The organism is Alkalimarinus coralli, from assembly GCF_023650515.1.
Taxonomy (GTDB): domain Bacteria; phylum Pseudomonadota; class Gammaproteobacteria; order Pseudomonadales; family Oleiphilaceae; genus Alkalimarinus; species Alkalimarinus coralli.
This window is the reverse complement of the sequence record NZ_CP096016.1, coordinates 1,788,560-1,813,096: the sequence shown is the minus strand read 5'-3', so window position 1 is coordinate 1,813,096 and position 24,537 is coordinate 1,788,560. Positions and strand designations below refer to the sequence as shown.

At 42.5% G+C, this 24,537-nt stretch carries 22 protein-coding genes; 20 read left to right on the top strand and 2 right to left on the bottom strand.

Features of this window, described 5'->3' with window-relative positions; genetic code table 11:
* The first annotated feature begins 8 nt into the window (after positions 1-8).
* From MY523_RS08030 to murB, 4 genes are all read left to right on the top strand, one after another.
* Complete coding sequence (locus MY523_RS08030; protein ID WP_250658267.1) at positions 9-194, top strand: Trm112 family protein; 186 nt, start codon at positions 9-11, stop codon at positions 192-194.
* Between the two features lie 106 nt (positions 195-300).
* Entirely contained in the window at positions 301-1,089 is a 789-nt protein-coding gene (gene kdsB / locus MY523_RS08025; RefSeq protein ID WP_250658266.1) for a 3-deoxy-manno-octulosonate cytidylyltransferase, read from the top strand.
* The gene (locus tag MY523_RS08020) at positions 1,090-1,572 is read left to right on the top strand and encodes a low molecular weight protein-tyrosine-phosphatase (protein WP_250658265.1); all 483 of its coding nucleotides are present in this window, start codon (positions 1,090-1,092) and stop codon (positions 1,570-1,572) included.
* Positions 1,573-1,615: 43 nt separating this feature from the next.
* The gene (murB, locus tag MY523_RS08015; RefSeq protein WP_250658264.1) at positions 1,616-2,629 is read left to right on the top strand and encodes a UDP-N-acetylmuramate dehydrogenase; all 1,014 of its coding nucleotides are present in this window, start codon (positions 1,616-1,618) and stop codon (positions 2,627-2,629) included.
* A gap of 82 nt (positions 2,630-2,711) precedes the next feature.
* Here the strand turns inward: murB and MY523_RS08010 are convergent, their stop codons facing one another.
* Together MY523_RS08010 and tviB are read right to left on the bottom strand one after the other, a co-directional pair.
* Entirely contained in the window at positions 2,712-3,446 is a 735-nt protein-coding gene (locus MY523_RS08010; RefSeq protein ID WP_250658263.1) for a PEP-CTERM sorting domain-containing protein, read from the bottom strand.
* 324 nt (positions 3,447-3,770) lie between these two features.
* Positions 3,771-5,048 carry a Vi polysaccharide biosynthesis UDP-N-acetylglucosamine C-6 dehydrogenase TviB gene (tviB, locus tag MY523_RS08005; RefSeq protein WP_250658262.1) on the bottom strand — a complete coding sequence of 426 codons (1,278 nt, stop codon included), beginning with the start codon at positions 5,046-5,048 and terminating at the stop codon, positions 3,771-3,773.
* A gap of 357 nt (positions 5,049-5,405) precedes the next feature.
* On the opposite strand from tviB, the gene MY523_RS08000 reads away from it, so the two are divergent.
* The 16 genes from MY523_RS08000 (at position 5,406) to MY523_RS07925 (ending at position 24,528) form a co-directional block, all read left to right on the top strand.
* Complete coding sequence (locus MY523_RS08000) at positions 5,406-6,818, top strand: TIGR03013 family XrtA/PEP-CTERM system glycosyltransferase (RefSeq protein ID WP_250658261.1); 1,413 nt, start codon at positions 5,406-5,408, stop codon at positions 6,816-6,818.
* Between the two features lie 722 nt (positions 6,819-7,540).
* Positions 7,541-9,160 (top strand): IS1182 family transposase, encoded by a 1,620-nt coding sequence (locus tag MY523_RS07995; protein ID WP_250655547.1) that lies wholly within the window; start codon positions 7,541-7,543, stop codon positions 9,158-9,160.
* 330 nt (positions 9,161-9,490) lie between these two features.
* Entirely contained in the window at positions 9,491-10,123 is a 633-nt protein-coding gene (locus tag MY523_RS07990) for an XrtA/PEP-CTERM system exopolysaccharide export protein (RefSeq protein WP_250658260.1), read from the top strand.
* 22 nt (positions 10,124-10,145) lie between these two features.
* Positions 10,146-11,663: an XrtA system polysaccharide chain length determinant gene (locus tag MY523_RS07985; protein WP_250658259.1), complete on the top strand. Its 1,518-nt coding sequence runs from the start codon at positions 10,146-10,148 to the stop codon at positions 11,661-11,663.
* Complete coding sequence (locus tag MY523_RS07980) at positions 11,656-12,507, top strand: P-loop NTPase family protein (RefSeq protein ID WP_250658258.1); 852 nt, start codon at positions 11,656-11,658, stop codon at positions 12,505-12,507. Before MY523_RS07985 ends, MY523_RS07980 begins: the two co-directional genes overlap by 8 nt.
* Positions 12,500-13,816: an outer membrane beta-barrel protein gene (locus MY523_RS07975; protein ID WP_250658257.1), complete on the top strand. Its 1,317-nt coding sequence runs from the start codon at positions 12,500-12,502 to the stop codon at positions 13,814-13,816. Before MY523_RS07980 ends, MY523_RS07975 begins: the two co-directional genes overlap by 8 nt.
* A gap of 29 nt (positions 13,817-13,845) precedes the next feature.
* On the top strand, positions 13,846-14,748 hold the full coding sequence (locus MY523_RS07970; RefSeq protein ID WP_250658256.1) for an XrtA system polysaccharide deacetylase: 903 nt from the start codon (positions 13,846-13,848) through the stop codon (positions 14,746-14,748).
* A gap of 134 nt (positions 14,749-14,882) precedes the next feature.
* Complete coding sequence (locus MY523_RS07965; RefSeq protein ID WP_250658255.1) at positions 14,883-16,031, top strand: glycosyltransferase family 2 protein; 1,149 nt, start codon at positions 14,883-14,885, stop codon at positions 16,029-16,031.
* Positions 16,031-17,380 (top strand): phenylacetate--CoA ligase family protein, encoded by a 1,350-nt coding sequence (locus MY523_RS07960; protein WP_250658254.1) that lies wholly within the window; start codon positions 16,031-16,033, stop codon positions 17,378-17,380. Before MY523_RS07965 ends, MY523_RS07960 begins: the two co-directional genes overlap by 1 nt.
* 25 nt (positions 17,381-17,405) lie before the next feature.
* The gene (locus MY523_RS07955; RefSeq protein WP_250658253.1) at positions 17,406-18,290 is read left to right on the top strand and encodes a glycosyltransferase family 2 protein; all 885 of its coding nucleotides are present in this window, start codon (positions 17,406-17,408) and stop codon (positions 18,288-18,290) included.
* A 20-nt stretch (positions 18,291-18,310) separates the two neighbouring features.
* A complete protein-coding gene (locus MY523_RS07950; RefSeq protein WP_250658252.1) occupies positions 18,311-19,270 on the top strand; it encodes a polysaccharide deacetylase family protein in 960 nt (319 codons plus the stop codon).
* Positions 19,271-19,275: 5 nt separating this feature from the next.
* On the top strand, positions 19,276-20,928 hold the full coding sequence (locus MY523_RS07945) for a glycosyltransferase family protein (RefSeq protein ID WP_250658251.1): 1,653 nt from the start codon (positions 19,276-19,278) through the stop codon (positions 20,926-20,928).
* Complete coding sequence (locus MY523_RS07940) at positions 20,918-22,081, top strand: glycosyltransferase family 4 protein (protein ID WP_250658250.1); 1,164 nt, start codon at positions 20,918-20,920, stop codon at positions 22,079-22,081. The genes MY523_RS07945 and MY523_RS07940 overlap by 11 nt, the downstream gene beginning before the upstream one ends.
* Positions 22,068-23,174 carry a glycosyltransferase gene (locus tag MY523_RS07935; protein WP_250658249.1) on the top strand — a complete coding sequence of 369 codons (1,107 nt, stop codon included), beginning with the start codon at positions 22,068-22,070 and terminating at the stop codon, positions 23,172-23,174. The genes MY523_RS07940 and MY523_RS07935 overlap by 14 nt, the downstream gene beginning before the upstream one ends.
* Entirely contained in the window at positions 23,171-23,548 is a 378-nt protein-coding gene (locus MY523_RS07930) for a GtrA family protein (protein ID WP_250658248.1), read from the top strand. Before MY523_RS07935 ends, MY523_RS07930 begins: the two co-directional genes overlap by 4 nt.
* On the top strand, positions 23,545-24,528 hold the full coding sequence (locus MY523_RS07925; RefSeq protein ID WP_250658247.1) for a glycosyltransferase family 2 protein: 984 nt from the start codon (positions 23,545-23,547) through the stop codon (positions 24,526-24,528). The genes MY523_RS07930 and MY523_RS07925 overlap by 4 nt, the downstream gene beginning before the upstream one ends.
* Positions 24,529-24,537 lie beyond the last annotated feature (9 nt).

Here is a 24,537-nt window from a genome sequence, read left to right as displayed (position 1 = left end):
GAGAAGAAATGGATAAGAAGCTTTTAGCAATATTGGCTTGTCCTTTGTGTAAAGGCGAAGTTAATTATGATCGAGATAGAGAAGAGCTTATTTGCAGGGCGGATGGGGTCGCTTACCCTATTCGAGACGGAATACCTGTTATGCTTGAAACAGAGGCAAGGACATTATCCACAGACGAAAAGCTTGGAAAGTAGCTAAAGTTATCTTACCGGCCTCTCATCAACCTGGTTGGGCGATATAAGCGCTTAACTCAAGTTTTGAAATAATACTTATCATCAATATATACATCAGGTTTTATCTATGTCTTTTTCAGTTGTCATACCTGCTCGCTATGCTTCAAGTCGGCTCCCTGGAAAGCCTTTGCTGGATATCGCCGGAAAGCCCATGATTCAGCATGTATATGAGCAAGCTTGCCTGTCTGAGGCTCAAGAAGTTATTGTTGCGACTGACGACGAGAGGATTCGCAGCGTGTGCGAAGGTTTTGGCGCAAAAGTCGTTATGACATCGCCGGATCATCCTTCAGGTACAGACAGATTGGAAGAGGTTGTATCTCAACTAGGTTACTACCTGGATGACATTGTTGTAAATGTACAAGGGGATGAGCCTCTTATTCCGCCGCGAATTATTAATCAGGTCGCTCACAACCTGGCTGCTGAACAAACGGCAAGCATCGCGACTCTTTGTGAAGACATTGGTGACTTAGAGAGCGTACTCAACCCCAATGTCGTTAAGGTCGTGTTTGATGAAAAGGGGCTGGCATGCTACTTCAGTCGAGCGCCGATACCTTGGGCTAGAGACCATTTCGGGCCCTTGTCAGATATCAAGCATCAAGCAATGCCAGATGGTGTTAACTATTATCGCCATATAGGTATCTATGCATACCGGGTTAAATTCCTTAAGGCCTATGTAAAGTGGGATCCGTGCCCAATGGAGATGGTGGAGTGTCTTGAGCAATTAAGGGCACTTTGGAACGGTGAAAAGATACATGTCTCAATTGCGGACGAACAACCTCCAGCGGGAGTTGATACGCAGGAGGACTTGGATCGGGTGAGACGTATAATTGAGAGCCAGAATGGCGGGCGTTCATAAATGGTTAGGGTGCTGTTTGTCTGCTTGGGAAATATATGCCGATCTCCAACTGCGCATGGAGTATTTGAACATCTGCTTGAGCGGGAAGGGCTTGCTGGTGCGGTTATGGTTGACTCCGCAGGAACCGGTGCTTGGCATGCCGGAAACCCGCCAGACAAGAGGGCTCAGCTTGCAGCTCAGGAAAGAGGGTATGATCTATCAAGTATCAGGGCGCGCCAGGTAGAAGAGAAAGATTTTGAGGTGTTTGATTATATCCTGGCGATGGATAAGTCTAACCGCACAGACTTGTTTGAAATGGCTGATCACTCAACCAAGGAAAAGATTTCTCTACTGTTAGATTTTGCTGACAATGCAGCGCAAGAAGTCCCCGACCCTTATTACGGTGGTGATAGGGGGTTTAATACGGTGCTTGACCTTGTTGAAGAGGCCTGTGAGGGGCTGCTTCGAGACATAAAGAATAAATACCTATTGGATTTAAAGTGATTGATTTGTGCTGCTTCCCTTATTGCTCGTTGTGCTGGCTTGAATGATGCTGTGTAAACGAAATGTTGACTTAACGACCTTAAACACCCTGTCTGTCCATTCAACTGCTGAGTATTACTGCGAGGTTCATGATCTTGAGCGGTTATGTGAGGTTATTTGCTTTGCAAGGGATAATGGCTTGGCGCTTCATCTGCTTGGAGGAGGGAGTAATGTAATTCTATCTCCATATATTTCAGGTGTTGTGATCCGTATGTCAATTATGGGGCGTGAAATCGAGCATATTGATAGCCATACTGCAGACTTCACTGTCGGGGCGGGCGAGAACTGGCATGATTTTGTGCTTTTTACATTAGGTCAGGGCTACAGTGGCGTTGAAAATTTATCGCTAATCCCCGGAACTGTTGGGGCTGCACCTGTTCAAAATATTGGTGCCTATGGTGTAGAGATTAAAGACGTACTGGTTGAAGTGTCTGTTGTCGACCTTGAGGCCGACAGTTTGGAACCGATTACTTTAATAGGGGCTGATCTTGACTTTGGGTATAGAGACAGTCTGTTCAAAAGGCTGCCCGGTAGATTTATTATTGTCTCTGTGAAGGTGCGGCTTAATAAAAATGGCCAGCTAAAAACGTCTTATGGTGATATTAAGAACAGGCTGCCAAAGGCGGCAATAACGGCTAAAGATGTCAGTAATGCAGTTATTGAGGCAAGGAAAAGTAAACTGCCTGATGTGCAAAGTACGCCCAATGCTGGGAGTTTTTTCAAGAACCCGGTGGTAGAGAAGGCTAAGCTGGACTTGCTGCTTGAGACATATCCCGATACGGTATTTTATGATATCGGCAGTGGGTTGTATAAGTTGGCTGCTGGCTGGCTCATTCAGGAGGCAGGCTGGAAAGGGTATCGTGAAGAACGAGTGGGGGTTCACTCGATGCAGGCGCTAGTGCTGATAAACCATAATAGCGGCTCATCAACAGATATTCTTAATCTCGCCGAGCGGATAAATAAATCTGTAAAATCTAAATTCGGTATTTCGTTAGAGATTGAGCCGGTTTTATTGTAATTAGGTTTTTATGCAATGGCGGTCGTTGTTTTTAAAGTAAAAAACCCAGCATAAAGCCGGGTTTTTACTATCCAAGTGCTGATTAAGCTTTCTTGTTGCGACGAGCCATGCCCGCTCCAAGAAGGCCTAAGCCTAAAAGAGCGACACTGCTTGGCTCTGGCACTTTACCAACGATAATGTCGTCAATACCCCAGCCATCGTTATCAGCCCAGCTACCGTCTGCTAGCAAGTTGTTAAAAACAATTTTTGCATAAGTTACGCTTGGGTCAAAGTGCGCAGTGACGTACTGAAGATTACCGTTTGGTGTGTTACCCAAAAGGTCGATTGATTGAGTGGTTCCATCGTCAAACTCAACATTTAGGAATGCTTCAACATCGCCTACATCGCTTAAGTAGAAGCCGATATCGCTGAAAGATGAAACAGGATCAAGAGCCAGTTCCCAAACAACCTTGGTTGAATCGTTGCTGTCTAGCCAGTTTGTACCGCCTGCTGTAGTGTTTTTACGGCCAGAGAATACTGTTGTAGATGCTTCAGAAACAGCCAGTGTTGCCCCATATGACCCTGGTGTAGCAGTTGCTTCTGATGTAAACGAGCCAACTGAGGTGTTTACCGTTGTACCGCTGTTGTCTGCGCCGCCAGCAACGGTTGTAAAACCATTTTCAAACGTTTCTTTCGTCGAAGTTATAAAGTTGCTTTCGTAAAAGGCACCGTATGCAAGTACTTCTGCATCGGTTCCTGTTATTACGTTGGTAATTACTGATGCGTTAGTAGCCGCTGATGCTGCAGTGATTGCTGCTGCCAGTACTAGTCTTTTCATGTCTTTAATTCCTTTTTTAGTTATGAGGATTATGTTTAATCCACTGCTTTATACATAACCTAATTAAGCAAGTCATGGGCCATAATTGTAAAATGCAATGAATACAGCTAGATAGGTTTGTTTTTTTGTTGAGGTAGGGAGTGGTAATTGTCTGGGTGTAAAAAAAGCTGACTGCGGTTGGTTGGGCAATGAAAGGCTTAGGGCGAGTGTTACCAGGGAGTGTGAAGGTGTATTACTAGGGTGTGTGAAGGTGGGAGTTAATAGAGAGGGTGCAGTGTAGGTATTTTCTGCACCCTCTCTTTGTTCCCAGGTAAACTTATTGGTTTAAAGTCTTGCGTCTATCTGTTCTTTATCAAGCAGTGATTTTACGTCATAAAGGACTGAGTTCGTGTGGCCAAGCGCTTTGATTGCCGACGTTCCCATGTTTTTAAAGTGGTCATGTGATACCGCCAGAATAACAGCGTCGTAGGTGTCTGCCTCAGGTTTGCTAATGAGGTCGTAGCCATACTCTTCGCTTACTTGCTCTTTGTTGGCCCAAGGGTCAAAAATATCGACATTGGCGTGATATGTTTTTAGCTCTTCGACTATGTCGGTCACTCGCGTATTGCGAATATCCGGGCAGTTTTCTTTGAAGGTAAGGCCTAAAATCAATACCCTGGAATCGACTACGTGAATTTTACGTTTCATCATCAGTTTTACAACTGATTCAGCAATATGGGCGCCCATTTGATCGTTAATTCGTCTTCCAGAGAGGATTACCTCTGGATGATAACCGATAGCCTGTGCTTTGTGGGTAAGGTAATAGGGGTCAACACCGATGCAATGTCCGCCAACCAGTCCGGGCCTGAAAGGCAGAAAATTCCACTTTGTTCCGGCGGCTTCAAGTACTTCAAGGGTGTCTATATTTAGCTTATTGAAAATCAGAGAAAGTTCATTAACCAGTGCGATGTTAACGTCGCGCTGTGTATTCTCGATGACTTTGGCGGCTTCTGCGACTCTTATGCTGCTGGCCAGGTGTGTGCCAGCTGTGATGACGGATTTATATAGATTGTCAACGAACCGCGCGATTTCCGGTGTGGAGCCTGAGGTTACTTTCAGAATATTGGTGACTCTATGCTCTTTGTCGCCAGGGTTTATCCTTTCAGGACTATAGCCTGCAAAAAAATCCTCATTAAACTTGAGTCCGGATGCAGCTTCCAGAACCGGAATACACTCTTCTTCAGTCGCTCCAGGGTAAACGGTTGACTCATATATGACGATATCGCCTTTTTTTAATACTGCGCCAATCGTTTTACTGGAGTTGATAAGGGGGGACAGGTCTGGGGTTTTGAATTCGTCAATTGGAGTAGGTACGGTGACAATGAAGACGTTGCACTCTTTTATGTCATCGGCTGAGCTTGTAAAGTTGAGTTGCGTTGCTGTTGATAAAAGCTCACTTTCCACCTCAAGTGTTGAATCAACACCGCTTTGGAGTTCATTAATTCGAGGCTGGTTTATATCAAAGCCAGTGGTAGGGTACTTTTTACCAAATTCTACCGCAAGTGGAAGCCCGACATAGCCAAGTCCGACCAAACATACCCTGACGCTACTAAGATCCTTCATGAAGTGTAAGCTCCTGTGTAAAGCTTTGCATATTTAATAAGATGACTGTGTTCTGATTAGGTTTGCAGTGTGCGTAGTCTTTGCTACCCCTAAAACTCCAAATCTTTTGATAAAAGGAGCCGGATTATACCCGAGAATAAATAAAAACTGTAAGGTAGTGACTGAAATTTAATTTTATATTTTAGAGTTGGTTGGAAATGAAAAAAAGAATTGTAAAAAAATGAAAACAATTACCAATTACAAATTGCATTCTTGATGTAGAGCTATAGAATTGTCTACGGTTTTGGTATGCCTTATTATTAGAGCCGCAAATGTAAGGCAGTGTTGATAATGGATTTCCACTAACTAGGAGTTGCAGTGGCTCATATACGAGTTTTTAAGCATTACGTTCACCTTCCTTTCATTGTTCTTGGGTTCATCGATTTTGCCGTATTGATGAGCTGTTTCTATGTATCTGCTTTTTTTCTATTTTTTACCGATGCAGGCTTGTTCATAAAGTACTGGGATCAAGTGGTTTATTCGGCCCTTTTTTACACTCTTTTGATTCAGCTCATCATGATTGCCACCGGTGTTTATGAAGCGCAAATAGAAGAGGGTCTAAGTGGCATGATGCTTCGTAGTATACTAAGCATCATTATTGCAATAGCCATGTTGTCATTCTTTGTTTACGTTTCTGGCGATACACTTTGGTATTTTACTAAGGGGCAGTTATCTTTAGCCTCCGTCTTGGCGGTATTTAGCGTTGGTATTTTTCGCGCGCTATTTTTTCTTTTTGCCAATGAGGGTTTTTTCAAACGTAGAGTGGTCGTTCTCGGGGCTGGTGAGCGAGCTCGCAACTTAGCCACAGATCTAACAGCCCCTCTCGATCGAAAAGGGTTTGATATCATCGGTTATATTCCTATGGTTGATGAGCAGGTTAAGGTAGATGAGCACTGCCTGTTACCTATGCCTTCAAATATTCAGCAGTATGCAGAAGATAACCGCATTGAAGAGATAGTCGTTGCCGTTGATGACCGCAGAAAAACCTTACCACTCGATGATCTTCTCAACTGTAAGATGGAAGGCATCAATGTTATTGATGGATCCAGCTTTTATGAGCGTGAAAGCAAAAAGGTTCCGCTTGAGTTGATTCAGCCAAGCTGGATGATTTTTTCTGACGGTTTTAACGTAGGGAGTTTTAACGCACTGGTGAGACGGTCGTTTGATATCTTTGCCAGCTTGCTTTTGTTAGTGGTTTCCTGGCCGCTAATGTTAATAACGATTGTTTGTATTAAGCTAGAAGAAGGACTTAAGGCGCCCGTTATCTATAGCCAAGAGCGAGTTGGTTTAAACGGGCGCTCGTTTTTTGTTCACAAATTCAGAAGTATGCGTGTTGATGCGGAGAAAAAAGGTGAGGCCATCTGGGCACAGAAAAACGATAGTCGGGTAACGCGAGTAGGGGAATTTATCAGGAAAGTGCGAATAGATGAGTTGCCACAGATATTTAACGTGTTGGTGGGTGATATGTCTTTTGTCGGGCCTAGACCAGAAAGACCTGTATTCGTAAACCAGCTAAACGAAAATATCCCCTACTACAGCGAGAGGCACCGTGTAAAACCAGGTATAACAGGGTGGGCTCAGCTCTGTTTTGCCTATGCTGATAGTGAAGAAGACAGTAGAGAGAAGTTGCAATATGATCTTTACTATATAAAAAATCAAAGCTTGCTACTGGATATACTTATACTGATTCAAACCGTAGAAGTTGTTTTATTTAAGAAAGGGTCGCGGTAAATAGTTGTAGCCCTGATGAAATGAGGTACGACTGTAATCAGGGTTGGGTTATTTGAGATTTTAGTGTAGCGGGCTCCTTGATTCCGCTACGCTGCATCACGGCTACGGGTATCTCGGAGTCTTTGGTGCGTAAGCGTATATGAGTTGTAGCCTTGATGAATGGAGGTACGACTGTAATCAGGGTTGGGTTATTTGAGATTTTAGTGTAGCGGGCTCCTTGATTCCGCTACGCTGCATCACGGCTACGGGTATCCCGGAGTTTTTGGTGCGTAAGCGTATATGAGTTGTAGCCTTGATGAAAGGAGGTACGACTGTAATCAGGGTTGGGTTATTTGAGATTTCAGTGTGGCGGGCTCCTTGATTCCGCTACGCTGCATCACGGCTACGGGTATCTCGGAGTCTTTGGTGCGTAAGCGTATATGAGTTGTAGCCTTGATGAAAGGAGGTACGACTGTAATCAGGGTTGGGTTATTTGAGATTTCAGTGTGGCGGGCTCCTTGATTTCGCTATGCTGCATCACGGCTACGGGTATCCCGGAGTCTTTGGTGCGTAAGCGTATATGAGTTGTAGCCTTGATGAAAGGAGGTACGACTGTAATCAGGGTTGGGTTATTTGAGATTTTAGTGTAGCGGGCTCCTTGATTCCGCTACGAGGCTGTGAAAGTATCCATAGGCTCCCCGCTGTATAATATCGTCGCCTAACGACTTCGAAGATATAAGAAAATGGGAAGACAATACAAGAAAACACACTCCCGCGATCAAGGGGATTTGTTTCCGAGCCATATGGATGACTACGTGCATGAGAGGCATCCCATCAGAGCCCTTGATGCCTATGTTGAATGTTTAGACTTAGGAAAGCTCGGCTATCAACATACCTTAGAAAACAAGGTTAATAGCGGGCAGCCTGCCTACCCTCCCGGTGCGTTACTCAAGCTTTACCTCTACGGATATCTAAACCGCATTAAGTCGAGTCGTCGGTTGGAACAAGAGTGCCACCGTAATATAGAGGTGATGTGGTTAGTTCAAGGGCTTAAGCCAAGCTATAAGACGATCGCTAATTTTCGCAGCCAAAACCGGCGTGCGATTCGGGAGACTCATAAAGAGTTTATTTTATTCTGCAAGAAACTTTCGTTGTTTGGAGGCCAGTGCATTGCTATTGACGGCAGTTTCTTTAAAGGAAGCGCGAGCCGCAAGAGCTTTACGACCACCACAGGTCTCAAGAAGAAGCTCAAAAAGCTAGAGGCGCATATCGAGCAATGGCAGAACGAGCTAGATCAGCAAGATGCGCAGGAAAAGGAAGAAGAAAACAAGCCCAGTGATATTGAACTGGAAAAAGTGCTTCAGCAACTCGAAGACTGGAAAAAAGAAAAACAAGATAAAGAGAGCGAATTAAAAAGGTTAGAAAAATCTAAAAAAACACAAGAGAGCAGTACAGACAAAGATGCCCGTTTACTGAACAAAGGAACTCAAAAGGTATCCGGCTACAGCGTACAGATAGCAGTAGATAACAAGCATCACTTGATCGTTTGCGAAGAAGTCACAACGGAGCCAAACGACCTTAAACAATTGCACCCAATGTCGCTAAAAGCAAAGAAAATACTGAATTCAGATGAGTTAGAAGTGCTTGCTGATGCGGGCTATTACAGCGGGGCGCATATTGCTAAGTGTGTAAAAGATAAGATAACACCTTATGTTCCCAAGCCTAAAACGGGGGGTAAAGGGAAAAAGGGAAGGTACACAAAAGACCAGTTCATATATGATGCGAGGAAAAATCATTATGTGTGCCCTGCAGGAGAGTCATTAAACCAACGAGGGTCGCCCCGCACACAGAACGGACAAGTATTTCATCGCTTCAGTGCATCAGAAACAGTCTGTAAAAGCTGCCCCCAAAAAGCAAGCTGTCTTGGGGAGAAAATACCTTGCCGAGTCGTGTGGCGAAGTGAGAATGCAGACCTGCTCACAGCTCATCAAGAACGAATGAAGGTAAGCAAAGGAAAAATGCGCGAGCGAAGTACACTCGTTGAGCACCCATTTGGCACGATGAAATCTAGAGCAGGTTGGAGCCACTTCCTGCTAAGAGGCCAAGAGAAGGTAGCGGCTGAGTTTAGTTTAATGGCGTTATGTTATAATCTCACACGTGCACTTAATGTGTTGGGGTTCGACAGGCTCCTTGAGGAGATAAAAAATAAAGCTCTGTTTCGCCTTAATAGAAGGAGCCCAGAGCTATATTTAAAGGCCTATAAGTATTACCTGTTTCTACAGACAATAATTATAAAGGCCGTTGTAATGACGCCAGATTCGCTTCGAGTTCGTTTTGAAGTCAAAGAATCTCTTGCTTGTTAATACTTTCACAGCCTCTACGCTGCATCACGGCTACGGGTATCCCGGAGTCTTTGGTGCGTAAGCGTATATGAGTTGTAGCCTTGATGAAAGGAGGTACGACTGTAATCAGGGTTGGGTTATTTGAGATTTTAGTGTAGCGGGCTCCTTGATTCCGCTACGCTGCATCACGGCTACGGGGCTCGGAGTTTTTGGTGTGCAGCACATCCTGTAAATTTGAATAACTTGGCTTAAGTAAGTGTCATTCGGACCAGAATAAATTATTAGCATAATGAGCCAATTTACCCGTTAGGGTAATAACTTACGAAAACTAAATGATTAAGAGGCTATATAATGAAAAGGAACCTGTTTAGTGTCACGCTGATGTCTGGTGCTATTCTGTTATCAGGGTGTGCGAGCACCCAGTTTTCGTCAGATGAATTAATAGAACAGGCGTTGAACTCAAAGGCCGAATTAATATCGGCGTACAAGCTTGGCCCGACAGATGTTGTGAGTGTGAATGTCTGGCGAAATGCAGAGTTGTCGATCAGTGTTCCTGTTCGGCCAGACGGTATGATCTCTGTGCCTCTGGTGGGTGATATCGAGGCAAGCGGAAAAACACCTGAAGCACTGGCGGATGACGTTGCCAAAGCGCTGTCCAAATTCGTCAAGAGTCCTAAGGTAAGTGTTGTTGTTAGGAATATGGGGAGTTATGAGTATATTGGCCGGGTACGTGTAACAGGGGCTGTTAACAATGCAATATCTGTTCCTTATAGAGAGGGTATGACGGTTATGGATTTAGTGCTGAGTGCGGGTGGTTTAAATAACTTTGCGTCAGCGAATGATTCGGGGCTATATCGGAAGTTCGGTGATACTGTGGTAGCTATACCCGTTAAATTAGACGATATATTGTTGAAGGGTGATATATCCACAAACTATACCGTCAACCCCGGTGATATCATCACAATCCCAGAAAAGACATTTTAATTTAATTGGTTGGAATTGATTAATGCAAGCTCCGTTGGGTAGTGTTGTAAGGGAAGTCATTCGCGAGTTGAGAGGCCGAAAATGGTCTTGTCTATTTGTTTTTATGCTGGTTAGTGCCACTGGTTTAGTGGTCGGGATGTTTTGGCCGCATCAGTACAGTGCCTCGGTCACCATATACATAGACGACCAAAATATAATAACGCCTTTAATGAAAGGCTCTGCTGTAGAGTCAAAAGCTAAAGACAAGGTAGCAGAAGCGAAAGATATCATAATGGGAAGAAAAAGCCTGGGTAGGCTGGTCGATTATATCGAACAGATGGAAAATAAAGCACTAACCGAGGAAGGGCGGGAAAAAGAGATTCTCCGGCTAAGAAGGGCTATCACTGTTAGGAAAAGAGGGCGACAGTTTTTCCAAATCTCTTATACAGACCGAAAACCAGATATTGCCTTCTTGATAACACAAAAGATAGGTCAGCTTTTTCTGGAAATACAAGAAGAAAATCGCCGCGAGGAAAGTCGCAATGCATACTCATTTGTGGATAAACAGGTCAAAGCATATCAAGCACAATTGAGTCAGTCCGAAGATCGCCTAAGGCAGTTTCTGTCCGAGAATGCAGATGGAACAGAGGGGTCTGTGCAGGCTAAAATCTCACAGCTGAAGTCTCAAATTGAGCTTGGCGAACTAGAGCTGGAAGAGCTGATCTCGAAGCGAGAGTCAATAGGGAAGCAATTAAGAGGCGTCAACGCATCGATTTCAAATAAGGTTGTATCTGATAAAAGCAATGATCGGATCAAATCACTTCAAGAGCGTCTCGAGGTTCTCCAGCTTTCATATCATGACTCCTATCCCGATATCGTAGCGATAAAAAAACAAATGAAAGATATTCGCTCCGAAGCTAAAACTAAAAGCCCTGAAGTTAGTGGCGATGAAGAGATTGTCAGTTATGAAAACCCTTTGTATGTTGAGCTATCCAGTGAAAGAGCAAAAACTGAAACCGCTATTACCGCTGTAAAAACAAGAATTGACTCACTTAATAATCTGCTGGATAAGACACTGTTGAGAATGGAGAAAGTCCAGCAAAATAAAGCTGAATTGGCAGAGCTTACACGTGACACTGATGTTAACAGGAATATATATAATGATCTGCTAAGGCGAAGAGAAACAGCTCGTGTCTCAATGCACTTAAGCTCTGAGGGGCAGGGGGTCACGTATGCGATACATGATCCTGCCGTATACCCATTGAAACCTAAAGGGCCGCAGTTTATTCATTTTGCGCTGGGGGCGATATTTCTTGGTATGCTCGCTCCAATAGGGTTAGCAGGGGTCTATGTTCAGCTGGATCCACGAGTTAGGGATGCGTCGACTGTCCAGGAGGGCATTGGTATACCCGTTCTTGTGACTATTGGGCAAGTGGTCACGCCCAGAGAGCACAGACGAGAACGCCATAAAACGATTTTAATTTTTATTCTAGGTGGTTGCTTTGTTGCTGGGTATTTAATAGTTGGCTGGTTGAACTACACAGGGGCTGTAAATGGGTAAGGATACAGGTGAACAGGAGTTTAAAGAAGGCGAAAACAAAAAAGTAGCCGACAACGGTTTGGAAGGCTACGAGTTAGAGCGTCACAATGAGTTTTTGGAGCGTTCAAGTGTACTGGTTCCCAGCTCAATGGAGTTAGGGTCCGGTGGCGTTGAAAAGTACATTATTAGCAAGCAAATTGCGAAAATGGACGAGCCCAAAAACTTGAATAAAGATGACTTGATAGAAAAAAAGATTATCTTTCCCGACTCGCCTGATAAGGTAACCGTAAATAAGTTTAGAGCCCTTCGAACTAAAATATTGGAACGAAGCGGAAATAATAACTTCGCGTTGCTTGTCGCCTCAGTTAAAGAGGGGGGGGGAGGCTCTTTTGTAGCCCTTAATTTGGCCGCTTCTTTCGCGTTTGATGCCGGTAAAACAGCGTTAATCATTGATTGTAATTTGGGGCGACCAGAGCTTCATTCAAAGTTGGACCTTATTCCGGATATTGGACTCACGGATTTTCTTAATGATCCTAATATGGATATCGCAAGTATTATTTATCCTACCGGAATACCGAGGCTTAGGCTTATACCCGCGGGCACAAGAGCGGAGTTTGCAGGGGAGTATTTCTCTTCGTTCAGAATGAAGCAATTCCTGCATGCATTAAGAAAACGTTATCCCGACCGCTACATCATTATTGATGCGCCGGACTTCGAAACATCACCCGACTCAAGAATATTATCCGATTTGTGTGATTATTCCATGTTAGTTGTTCCTCATGGCGTTGTGGGGGAGACAGAAGTGGCAGATGTGGCTGCCTCATTAAGTAAGGAAAAGCTGTTAGGTGTAGTTATCAATGGATAATAAGTTACGGTTCAAGGCCTGCTTGTTTTGCCTGCACAAAGCCTTAGCTACCGTTAGGCTGGCACTTCCATTAATTGCCGTTTGGTCATTGGCGCATGCTGTTTATGCTGACCCTGGATCATTGGAAGTGGCCTTCGATACCGAATACACCGATAATGCACGAAAGTCAGCATCTGGTGAGGTCGATGACTTTAAAAATACAGCCTCGTTAACGATCAATAAAACAGACAGGTTTGGTCGTTTGGACTCATCCATCGTAGGTGATATCGAGTATTATAGCTATGCTAATGACACTTACTCTAATAATCTGGATAGCAACCTGCTCTGGGACGGCCGGTATCATATACGACCTGGTACATTAACGTGGGGTATTTCAGATGAGTTAAGTGAAGTAACGATTGACTCATCTCAGCCAGACACACCTGACAACCGAACAACCCGTAATATATTTACTACGGGGCCGTCGTACACGATGCAATTCAACAAAGTTGATTCAGCGAACCTGACTGCCGAGTATCAGCGGATCGATTATAAAACCGAAGGCGACGATAACGACAGATTCCGTATCTTGCCTTCTTTCACTCACTTATTATCGGATCATCAGCAAGTATCGCTCAATTACGAATGGACTAAAACGCTGTTCGGCAGTGAGCGCGAGCTATATAGAAATGAGTTGTCTCTCTCTTACCGCTATAGTTATTTAAACTATTATTTTGATGGTTCTTATGGCAAGACACACCTAAAGGGACGGGCGGGGTCGACAACAGAGGAGACTGACTCCAATACCTGGAATGCAACACTCAGCACAGATTTAACTCGCACATCCAGCTTAGCGATCACCTATAACCGCGAACTAAACGACTCAGCGAGCGGGTTTGACCAACGGTTTGAAGATGCGGTGATCAGTATAAACAATACAACCGTTATACTGCTCACTGAATGGTCTCTGACGTATGATAAAGCTTTCTCCAACAGATCCTCTTTGAATGCGCGTATTTATCATAATATCAGTGAGTATCTTATTGATAAATCTGAAGAGGAGCGTAACGGGGTTGAAGCGGGTTACAACTATCCTCTGATGCCCAGATTGACTGTTAACGTCAACGCAGAGTACCAGCAGTTAGACTATACCCCCTCAGCCAGGTCAGATGACTTATACGAGATCAGTATAGGAACAGACTATGAATATATTCGAAATTTATTTTTTACAGCCGAGCTGGCCCACACGTTACAAGAGAGTAATTCACTGATTAATGAGTATGCAGAAAATAGAGTGATGCTGGGTGTTCGATACATCCCAACATTCTAAAAATTAAAGTTTAAAGGTAGGTAATTCCATTGCAAGGAACGCGATCAAAGATCAAAAACGCACTAACTATTGACGTTGAAGACTATTTTCATGTTGCCGCACTCGCCGAGAGTATCCCGACTTCAAAGTGGGACTCGCTGGAGTGTCGTGCCGAAAATAACACTGATAAATTGCTTGAACTTTTTGCATCTAACACTGTAAACGCTACTTTTTTTACCCTCGGTTGGGTTGCAGAGCGATACCCGAATATTGTTAAAAAGATTGCGGCCGCCGGGCATGAAGTGGCCTCCCACGGATATAGTCATCAACTGATTTATAACCAAACACCAGAGGTTTTTAAAGAAGAGACTTACAAGTCGAAAGTTATACTTGAAGATATTATCCAGAAAGACGTAATAGGATACAGGGCTGCAAGTTATTCGATTACCAATAAGTCAAAATGGGCGCTCGACACGCTGTGTGAATTGGGCTTTAGGTACGACTCCAGTATATTTCCGGTTAAGCATGATCTCTATGGCATTCCTGGAAGCCCCCGCTGGCCCTATAAGCTGGAAACAGAACACGGCAACTCAATTGTCGAGTTTCCCATATCTACTTTTAATATCGCAAACTACAAACTCCCAATAGCAGGAGGGGGATACTTCCGGTTGTTCCCCTACTGGTTTACAAAGCTTGGTTTAGGCTCGATAAATCGAGTTAACGAACCTTTTGTGTTTTACCTTCACCCCTGGGAAGTTGACCCTGAGCAACCCAAAGTTCAAGCAAGCTGGTTTTCAATGTTCCGGCATTACAATAACTTGGACAAATGTTATTCACGGCTAGAACAACTGCTTAATGACTTTGAGTTCACAACGGTAGAGGACGTACTGGTTAATAAGCAATTGTTATTACCCAGAGCTAATAAACCCGTTTCAGCTGAGGGGGTTGGTTAGTGTTTTTTATTAAATGCTCCCCTTACGTCATACCTGTGAAGGCGGGGATCCATGTTTCATCGAAAAATTTAGTCTCGCCTGCAAAGGTGAGAGTGAAAACAATGGCTATGTATTTATCTATGGGTGCTAATTAGATGGAAACGTTGTTCTGGTTTAGTTTGTTCTTAGTGGTGTACATTTATATCGGGTATCCCATTGTCATTAAACTGTTAGCGGTGAAGCCTAAAAAAATAGCGTTTGATACAACATATCAACCCACGGTATCAATTCTCATCGCCGCTTTTAACGAAGAAAAAGAGATAGAAAGTACCATAAGGAACAAAATGTCGCTGGATTATCCCGCCGACAAGCTTGAAATCATTGTGGTATCAGACGAATCAGAAGACAGAACAGATGAGATCGTTGAAAGTCTGGCGAAAGAGTCATCTATTCCAATAAAACTAGTCAGACAGGTTCCCCGCAAGGGCAAAACATCCGGGCTCAATCTAATCGTGCCTGAAGCTATGGGCGATATTATTGTCTTCTCTGATGCTAACTCTCTCTATGCCCCCAATGCACTGTCTGAACTGGTTAAAAACTTTGCAGACACGCAAGTGGGCTATGTTACCGGAAAAATGGTATATACCACCGAAGATGGCTCGCTAGTGGGTGATGGTTGTAGCAGCTATATGAAATATGAAAACTGGCTACGAGAGCAAGAGACTCAGGTGGGGTCAATCGTTGGTGTCGATGGCGGGATTGATGCCATGCGACGAGTGCTTTATGAGCCCTTAAACACTGACCAACTCCCCGATTTTGTGCAACCCTTAAAGGTCGCAGAAAAAGGCTATCGAGTTGTTTATGAGCTCAATGCATTGCTTAAAGAAGAAGCCCTAGACGACCCTGACCGCGAATACAGTATGCGTGTACGCGTGTCATTAAGGGCGTTATGGGCTTTACATGATATGCGTCAACTGTTAAACCCATTCAAGCATGGCGTGTTCTCGTTCCAGTTAATATCCCACAAACTATTGCGTTACTTGGCATTTGTCCCGCTTATTTGGGTTTTTATTGCCAATTGCTACATTCTCGATGAAGGCGCCATCTACGTACTGGGTTTCATTGCGCAAATTGCATTCTATGGCTTGGCTTATAAGGGCAAGCAACATTCAGCGAACGATGAAGCGCCTGTATATTACACACTGCCTTATTATTTTACACTGCTAAACGTTGCCTGTTTACATGCGACCTGGCGCTATATCAAAGGTGAGAAACAAGTAATCTGGAAGCCAAGGGCGGGCTGATGAGTAAGTTAATAGAAGTACTATCAAGATATATATTTTATCCAATATGGGATGTTTGGGATAATAGTATTAAGTTAAAACACGTCCAACAGCTTGAGAAAAGCCAGTGGTTCGGTGCCGATTCGCTGAAACAAAAGCAATGGAAATCTCTCAAAGAGACAGTCAAGTACGCCTATGATTATAGCCCCTATTATTCTGCACTATTTAAGTCATTAGGCATCACTCCAGACGATATCAAGACGCCAGAAGATTATTTGAAAATACCGGTTACAACTAAATTGGATATTAGAAATAATGCCGACTCATTTATTAGTACTGAATACGATAGGCAAAATTTAGAGGTCGCTAAAACAGGTGGGTCAACTGGGGTATCGCTTAACCTCTATTTTGACAAAGTCTGCCAGGAAAAGCGAAATGCAGCAGCAATGAGAAGTGATCGCTGGGCAGGGTGGAATATGGGAGATATGCGAGCGTCTCTATGGGGCAACCCTCATTTACCTAAGACTTTCAAACAAAAGGTAAGACACCATTTATTGGATCGAACCATCTACCTGGATACCATGGCACTGAATGATAAGTCTATGGGGGCATTTGTAACTTTGTGGAAAACTGAAAAACCTAAATCTATATTTGGCCACGCACATTCAATCTATATGTTTGCTAAATATGTAGATTCAATCAATAACAACACCATACGCCCGCAAGCAATAGTTGCCACCTCCATGATGTTACTCGATCATGAAAGGGCCTTAATTGAGTCAGTGTTTAAATGCAAAGTCACTAACCGCTATGGGTGTGAAGAGGTTGGATTGATTGGTTGCGAGTGTGAACAACACGAAGGCATGCATCTAAACACTGACCATTTATATGTTGAGTTTTTGGATGATACCAATCAACCGGTTTCATCAGGTCAGCCAGGTCGAATTATACTGACTGATTTTAATAACAAAGGTATGCCGCTGTTACGCTATCAAATTGAAGATGTTGGAATTCCTAGTGATCGTGTATGTAAGTGCGGTCGAGGTTTACCATTAATGGAGGGGTTACAAGGGCGTGTGGCAGACTTTTTGAAGGGCCCAGACGGTACATTAGTAGCAGGAATTTCTTTAGTCGAGCGTACACTAACTCTAATTAAAGGCTTAGAGCAGATTCAATTAGTGCAGCCTCAACTAAATCTCATTGAGATCAATCGCGTTAAAGGTATTGATTTTGACGAGAATACTGACCCCCGCTTACTAACCGAACTAGAAACAGTATTTGGGCCAAATGTTAAGCTTGTCATTAATGATGTTTCAGAAATTGCGCAAGAAAATAATGGCAAATATCGTTTTTCAATTTGTAAAGTATGACTGTAAATAGGCAGGTTAATTGTATATGAAGCACCCATTAGTTAGTGTTGTTATCGCCAGTTATAATATGGGGCAATACCTTCCTCAAGCCATTCAGTCCATATTGGATCAAACATATAAAAACTTAGAAGTTATCGTGATTGATGATGGCTCTACCGATAATACTGAACAAAACATTAGGCCTATGTTGTGTGATTCCAGACTTTTCTACGTTAAGCAACCAAACTTGGGGCAGCCCAAAGCCAAAAATAATGGCTTAGCTCAATGTAAAGGAGAATTTATTGCCTTTTGTGACGGTGATGACTTATGGGAAGAGAATAAGCTAGAGCTACAAATCCCGTTGTTTAACCGTCCAGAAGTGGGTGTTGTTTACAGTGAAGTTTCTTATATAGATGAAAATAACAAGACTTATGACAAGCAACCCCCTTACGTGCGATATGAAGGAAAAGTTACAGAGCAACTATTGGAAAAAAACTTTGTTCCGTTTGGTACTGCAGTTATTAGAAAAGAATGCATAGAGAAAGATGGTGTGTTTAATGATGAGTACAGAATGGGCATCGATTGGGACTTATGGTTAAGGTATTCACTTAATTGGGAGTTTTTGTTTTGCCCCTCTAAGACCTATATCTACCGAGAGTGGTCAGGACAAATGTCTAACAACATGAAAGGCCGATATGACTACGCGTTTAAAATATTAAGAGAATTTGAAGCAAAGCATGGATCAAAAATACCTGAAAAAGCAATAAAGCACTCGTGGGCTGACATGTTTATTAGTCGAGGCGTGGCGATGGCAAGAGCTGAACGAACATTTATTAACCCACTGAAAGATATAGTCAAAGGCATATCGATGGAGCCATCATCTATTTATGGCTGGAAAGCACTCGTTAAACTCTTTCTTCGCAGGATATAGATAAATACGGATTTGTAGATATGAAGAATCGAGTAAAGAATATTGTATATAGAGCGGGTGTATTAAAGATTTTGTTACTTGTTCATCGGATGTTTTTAAAAACACCGTTCATATTGATGTACCATCGTTTAACCCCCGATAAAGGCTCTTCTATTTCAGTCGCGAACTTCGAGCAGCATCTTCTTTTCTTAAAAGATAATTGTGAGTTAGTGTCACTAGCTGATGCCATATCCCACCGCAATAATGCAACAAGGGGTAAACTAAAAGTCGCTATAACGTTCGATGATGGATACGATGATTTTTATCATCTAGCTTGGCCTTTATTGAAAAAATACAATGTACCCGCCACTTTATTCATCACAACGGGATTTATTGACAAGGTTGTGTGGCTCTGGCCAGATAAAATTGATTATATTTTAAATAATGCAAGTTGCTTTTCGGCTGAGTTGGAAGGTTTTGGTGTTCTGGAGTTTACAAAAGATACAGTGTCAGAGGCTTGGCATCAATTAGGTGATTACTGTCTAGTAAAGCCGTGGGAACAAAGAGATAAACTCATAAGCCAGTTAGCTGAACAGTTAGAGGTTGATATACCTTCATTACCAGTTGAAGGCTATCAAGGGCTGACGTGGTCTCAACTGAAAGAAATGGCAACTGAAGGCCTGGATATTGAAAGTCATACAGTCACTCACCCAATATTATCGATGTTGAAGCCAGATGAGCTTAAACAGGAGTTAAGTGTTTCAAAGCAAGTAATAGAAGAAAATATAAATAAGAAAGTGAATGTTATTTGCTACCCAAATGGTTTTGCTCGCGATATATCACCACTGGTAGAAGAGCTTGCTAAGTCTTGCGGTTATCAATACGGCGTAATGGCATGCTTAGATAAACATTCTTCAGTTAATCCATACCGTATAGGCAGAAAATCTGCTGTCAAAGACATATCTTCACTCGCTTTTGGACTATTAAGGACGCCTACATAGCTATTATGAATCAAAATATTCGTTCATTTCTTACAAGCCCACAAGGATTGTTTTCATTTTTTGTGCTTCTGTCTGTGGCGCTAAAATTATTCGTTATTGATGTGGGGGCACCCTACATAATGATGGATGACGCCAACATGTTTTCCGGAGGTTTTTTGGTCTGGTTTGGTCAAGCACCTCCGCAAAGAATGTATATTGAAAGTTGGTTCAGTGGACTGTCTTCAATGACCGTTTATATAACTAGCCAACTTCTCTCAGGTAATGCTTCTGCCTTAAATTTAAATATCGTGGCGGAAGCCTATGCTGACTTCAATCAAAACCCTTACCCTTACGTAACAGGGTACAGGTATCTCATGTTGCTATTTGACATGCTTACAGTGCTATTTGTTTTCAAAACTGCACAAATTGTTTTCGCCACAAAGCAAAATGGTCAGTGGTTTGCCGCGTTGGCCGCCTCCCTTTATTTAATGAGCTATAATACGCTGTGGTGCAATGTTGTTTCTAGGCCTGACACCGGAGCGGCCTTATTTGCTTCAGCTGGCCTATATCTATATTACAAATCCAAATTCGGCAATATACAAACAACGTTATGGTGTTCCGCTTTATTAATGGGTTTATCGACAGGGTATAAACTTCACTGTGCATTATTTGTTGTTTTTATCTTATTCGATATGTGGCGAGTTTTAGGGTTTAAAACTGCCTTTAAACGGTGCTTTCAATTTGGGCTTATATCGTTCGTAGCATTTCTAGTAGCTTCTGGTTCGGCAATATTTGACCCGCTTTTATACGCAAAGTTACGTGCGTTAAATGTAAAAGATGACGCCTCGCCCTGGATAGAGTGGGGAGATCAGGTTGCCGTTGTATTCAATGGGACGGGTTGGCTAGCGCTTCCACTATTGATAGGTGCAATGGTTCCTGCGTGGAAGAATCGAAATAATCCTGAGTATAAGGCAATTACTAGTATCGTATTCTTGGCGACCTTTTGGGTAATTTTGTTCCTGAGCATACGGCAGCTAAGAGCATACTGGATGCTGCCGGCGCTTCCATTAATCTATATGGCTGCAGTGAGTGTTTTTACTACCGTAAAAAGCCGTGCCATCATAGTGGGTGTATCAGTTATTGCACTGTCAATTGTTTCGTTTCAGACAATTAAACAAGCATATGACTTGAAACAAGTAAAATATAATGAATTAAGTGAATGGATTGAAACCAATGTTGATTCAGAGTCTGCTATTTATATTTATGGCTACGAAGCACTCAACCTACCTAAAAATACGCAAGCAATCAACAATATGCGAAAGGGGATAGAACGAAAAATAAACAACACTTTGGCAAGTGAAAAATTTACTTATAGGCATATTCGAAATTGGGAAGAACGAGCTACGCTAAAGCTATATAGTATGCTTGAGTTTCAATCTAAAGGTTATGAATATTATGGTTACTATGTGGCCCCTTTAGATGAGTTTAAGGGTATATTGAGCCTTGATGATATGGATTACGTAATATTTCTTGAAGGGTTCATGTTTCCTGAAATTCAAGAAGTAAAACGTGTTCTTGAATATGAGTTTAAAGAAGTTGCTTCAGTGGTGGGGCCTGGTGGAGGCAGCAAAGGGTTGAGATATCAGGTGTATAAAAGGAAAAGTTTCAATGCCCAATAGCAAGAAAAGAATTTTGCATTTTGTTGATAGTGCAGGGGTTTACGGTGCAGAGCAAGTCATGCTTAACTTATCTCAGCAGATGAAAAACAATGAGCATTACGAATCAGTTATCGGTTGTATTGTTGGTAAAGAAAGTGACCAAAACGACCTTTTTGATGCTGCGCAGCAACTAAATATAGAAGCCATTAAAGTCCCGATCGCTAATGCATTATTCTTTAGAGATATTCCGCGCGCAGCTCGATTAATCAAAAAAGAGAAAATCGATCTTATTCACTCTCATGGTTATAAGCCTTCAGTTTACGGATCTATTATTTATTTGTTGACCTTAATACCGATTATGGCTACTTGCCACTTGTGGTTTGAGTCATCAAAAGGACCCTTAAAAATGAGGGTGATGACCTGGATAGAAAAAAGACTCTATCGTCTTTTTCCTAAAGTTATAGCGGTTTCGAAGCCTATCCAAGAAATTTTGCTTACCCATAAAGTCAAAGAAAGAAAAACGGCTGTTATCAAAAATGGTGTTGAAATACCTACTAACGCGCTATCAGATCATCAAAAGGAAACACTCAAGGCAGAGTTAGGAATCAATAAAACAACTCACTGCGTTTTAAATGCAGGGCGCCTAACGAGACAAAAAGCACAATGGACGCTGATAGAGTCAGCTGCATCATTAAAAGCTCAGGGTAAACAAGTGCGTATTTTAATTGTAGGAGAGGGCGGGTTAAAACAAGAGCTAGAAACGCTGATACAAAAACTTAATGTTAGTGATGTCGTGTCGTTACTAGGGTTTCGATCAGATATGGATCACTTGCTAGAAATAGCAGATGTATTTGCACTTCCTTCTCTTGATGAAGGTATGCCTATGGCTTTATTGGAGGCCTGTGCAGCTAAAACTCCGGTTATAACAACACCGGTTGGCGATATCCCTAAGCTAATAAAAAATAATGAAACGGGATTGTTGATTGAGCCTGAGGACGAACCGGCACTTACATCTGCTATTACACAAGTATGCGAAAACAAAAATAAGGCCAGGGTAATAGCTAATAATGCATTTATCAAATTAGAAGAAAACTACTCTAGTTCAGCTATGTGCAAAGACTATATCCAAATATATTCAGAGTTGTTAAGCGATAAAGAATATGCAGCCTGTTAAAGTATTGTATTGTATCGATAGCTTAGTCCGAGGCGGGACAGAGCTACAGCTGATAGGACTAATCGAAAGGCTCGATAGAGACAAGTATACGCCGTACTTGTTAACCATTAGAGACTCGGATCCTGGCCTTGTACCAAAAGATTGCCATTATTTAAATTGGAGCGTGCCAAGCCTGGTGTCGGCAGGAGGTGTTTCGTCTTTAGTAAAGTTGGTGTCGTTACTTAAGGGTGAAAACATTAGAATTGTTCAAACATTCTTTCAAGACTCAACTATCTTTGGAGGTTTGGCGGCTAGACTCGCAAACGTGCCTGTACGGGTAGCATCGTTTCGTGATATGGGTTTTTGGCACACCTCGATCCAAGGTTTTGTTCTGAAAAAAATTTACTCGTTAATGACCGGCTATATCTGTAATGCAGATATTATAAAAACACATTTTTCATCATTGTATGCAGTAGACGAAGATAAAATAAAAATCATTCGTAATGGTATTGATACAGAAAAACTAACATATATCGAGCATAGTGAGGATACGTTGCATATAGGGATCGTAGGCAATATGACTCGGCACGTCAAAAGAATCGATTTATTTATAGGTGCTGCAGCCATTGTTTCTAAACGTTTCCCGAGCATTCAATGGCATATTATTGGCGATGGCCATCTCATAGACGAACTTAAGTCGCAGGCAAAAATAAATGGCATAACAGATCAATGTTCCTTTACAGGACGTATAGACAACGTTGTAAATTATCTTGAAAAACTCCAGGTTGGAGTGATCTGTTCAGACTCTGAAGGTCTTAGTAATGCCATACTTGAGTATATGTTTAAAGGTGTGACTGCCGTGGTTACCGACGTAGGTGGTAACCCCGAATTGGTGAGGGATGGAGAAACGGGGTTATTAGTCCCCCCCGATGACGAACAAGGGCTTGCAGAAGCATTAATAAGACTTATCGAAGACAATACGTTGAGAGTAGCGTTAGCAAAAAATGCGAGACAAGCGGTTGAAAGAGATTACGGGTGGCATCAATGCTTAGTAAACCATGACTCTTTTTATCAAAGCCAGTTTGGCCCTGTTAAAAAGGGGGCTTCTTTATGAAATTTTTCAAATTTGTCGGTGTTGGCGGTGTTGCCACCGCTATACAATATGTGTTGCTTATACTATTGGTAGAGCTTACAAGTGCGAGTGTCGTGTTACTCTCAGCCATTTCTTTTATGGTAAGCGCTGTTTTTAACTACCTAATGAATTACTACTTTACGTTTGAGAGCAACGCCAAGCATGGGGTCGCCACTATTAAGTTTGCACTAGTCGCGAGTTGTGGGCTGTTATTAAATACCGCCATCATGCACATAATGGTTGAAATGCAGAACATCCATTACATCGTGTCACAAGTATCGGCGACAATAGCAGTGCTATTTTGGAACTTCTTTATACATAAATACTGGACATACAATACAGGTCAATTGAAATGACACAAGAAGAAAGGTTAAGAAAGAACGCAGCCCTTGCGATCGTCATACCTTGTTACAACGAAGAAGAGGTACTGCCTGAAACTATCAAGCAAATGTCTCTTTTGCTTGATGATATGCAAGAGACAGGCCTTATCGATGATGGAAGTGGTGTCTGGTTTGTTGATGATGGCAGCTCAGATAAAACCTGGGAGTTGATCACAGAAGCAACAGTTAACAACAAATATATCAATGGTATTAAATTATCACGAAATAAAGGACACCAAAACGCGCTATTAGCTGGATTGGAAACAGCCGAAGGTGATGTTTTAATCAGTGTAGATGCAGACCTTCAAGACGATATTACTGTCATGAAAGAAATGATGGAGCAGTATCATGCAGGGTACGACGTAGTATACGGCGTTCGCAAAGCAAGGGAGCTAGACACGCCCTTTAAGCGGATAACCGCTGAAGGATACTACCGAGTTATTCAAAAACTAGGTGTAGATGTTGTATTTAATCACGCTGACTTCAGGTTAATGAGCCGTCGAGCTATTGAAGCATTAAAGCAGCATGAAGAAGTGAATTTATTTTTGCGCGGAATGGTGCCCGCTATAGGTTTTCCGTCTACGTCTGTTGAGTACGATAGAGCAGAACGTTTTGCCGGTGAGTCAAAATACCCACTTAAAAAGATGCTAGCCTTAGCGGCCGACGGCGTCACCTCATTTTCTGCGTTACCGCTTCGTTTTATTGCTCTTTTAGGGCTATTAATATTTTTATTTAGTGTTGGTTTTTCAACCTGGGTACTTTGGGTTCGTTTGTTCACTGATAGCGCCATTCCTGGTTGGGCATCATCTGTACTTCCTATGTATTTTCTGGGTGGAATACAGTTGTTAAGTATTGGTGTTCTGGGTGAGTATGTTGCTAAAACGTATATGGAAACTAAAAAAAGGCCACGATATATTTTGGATAAGGTTGCTAGGCGACAACCGGAACAGATTTAAGTAAATTAC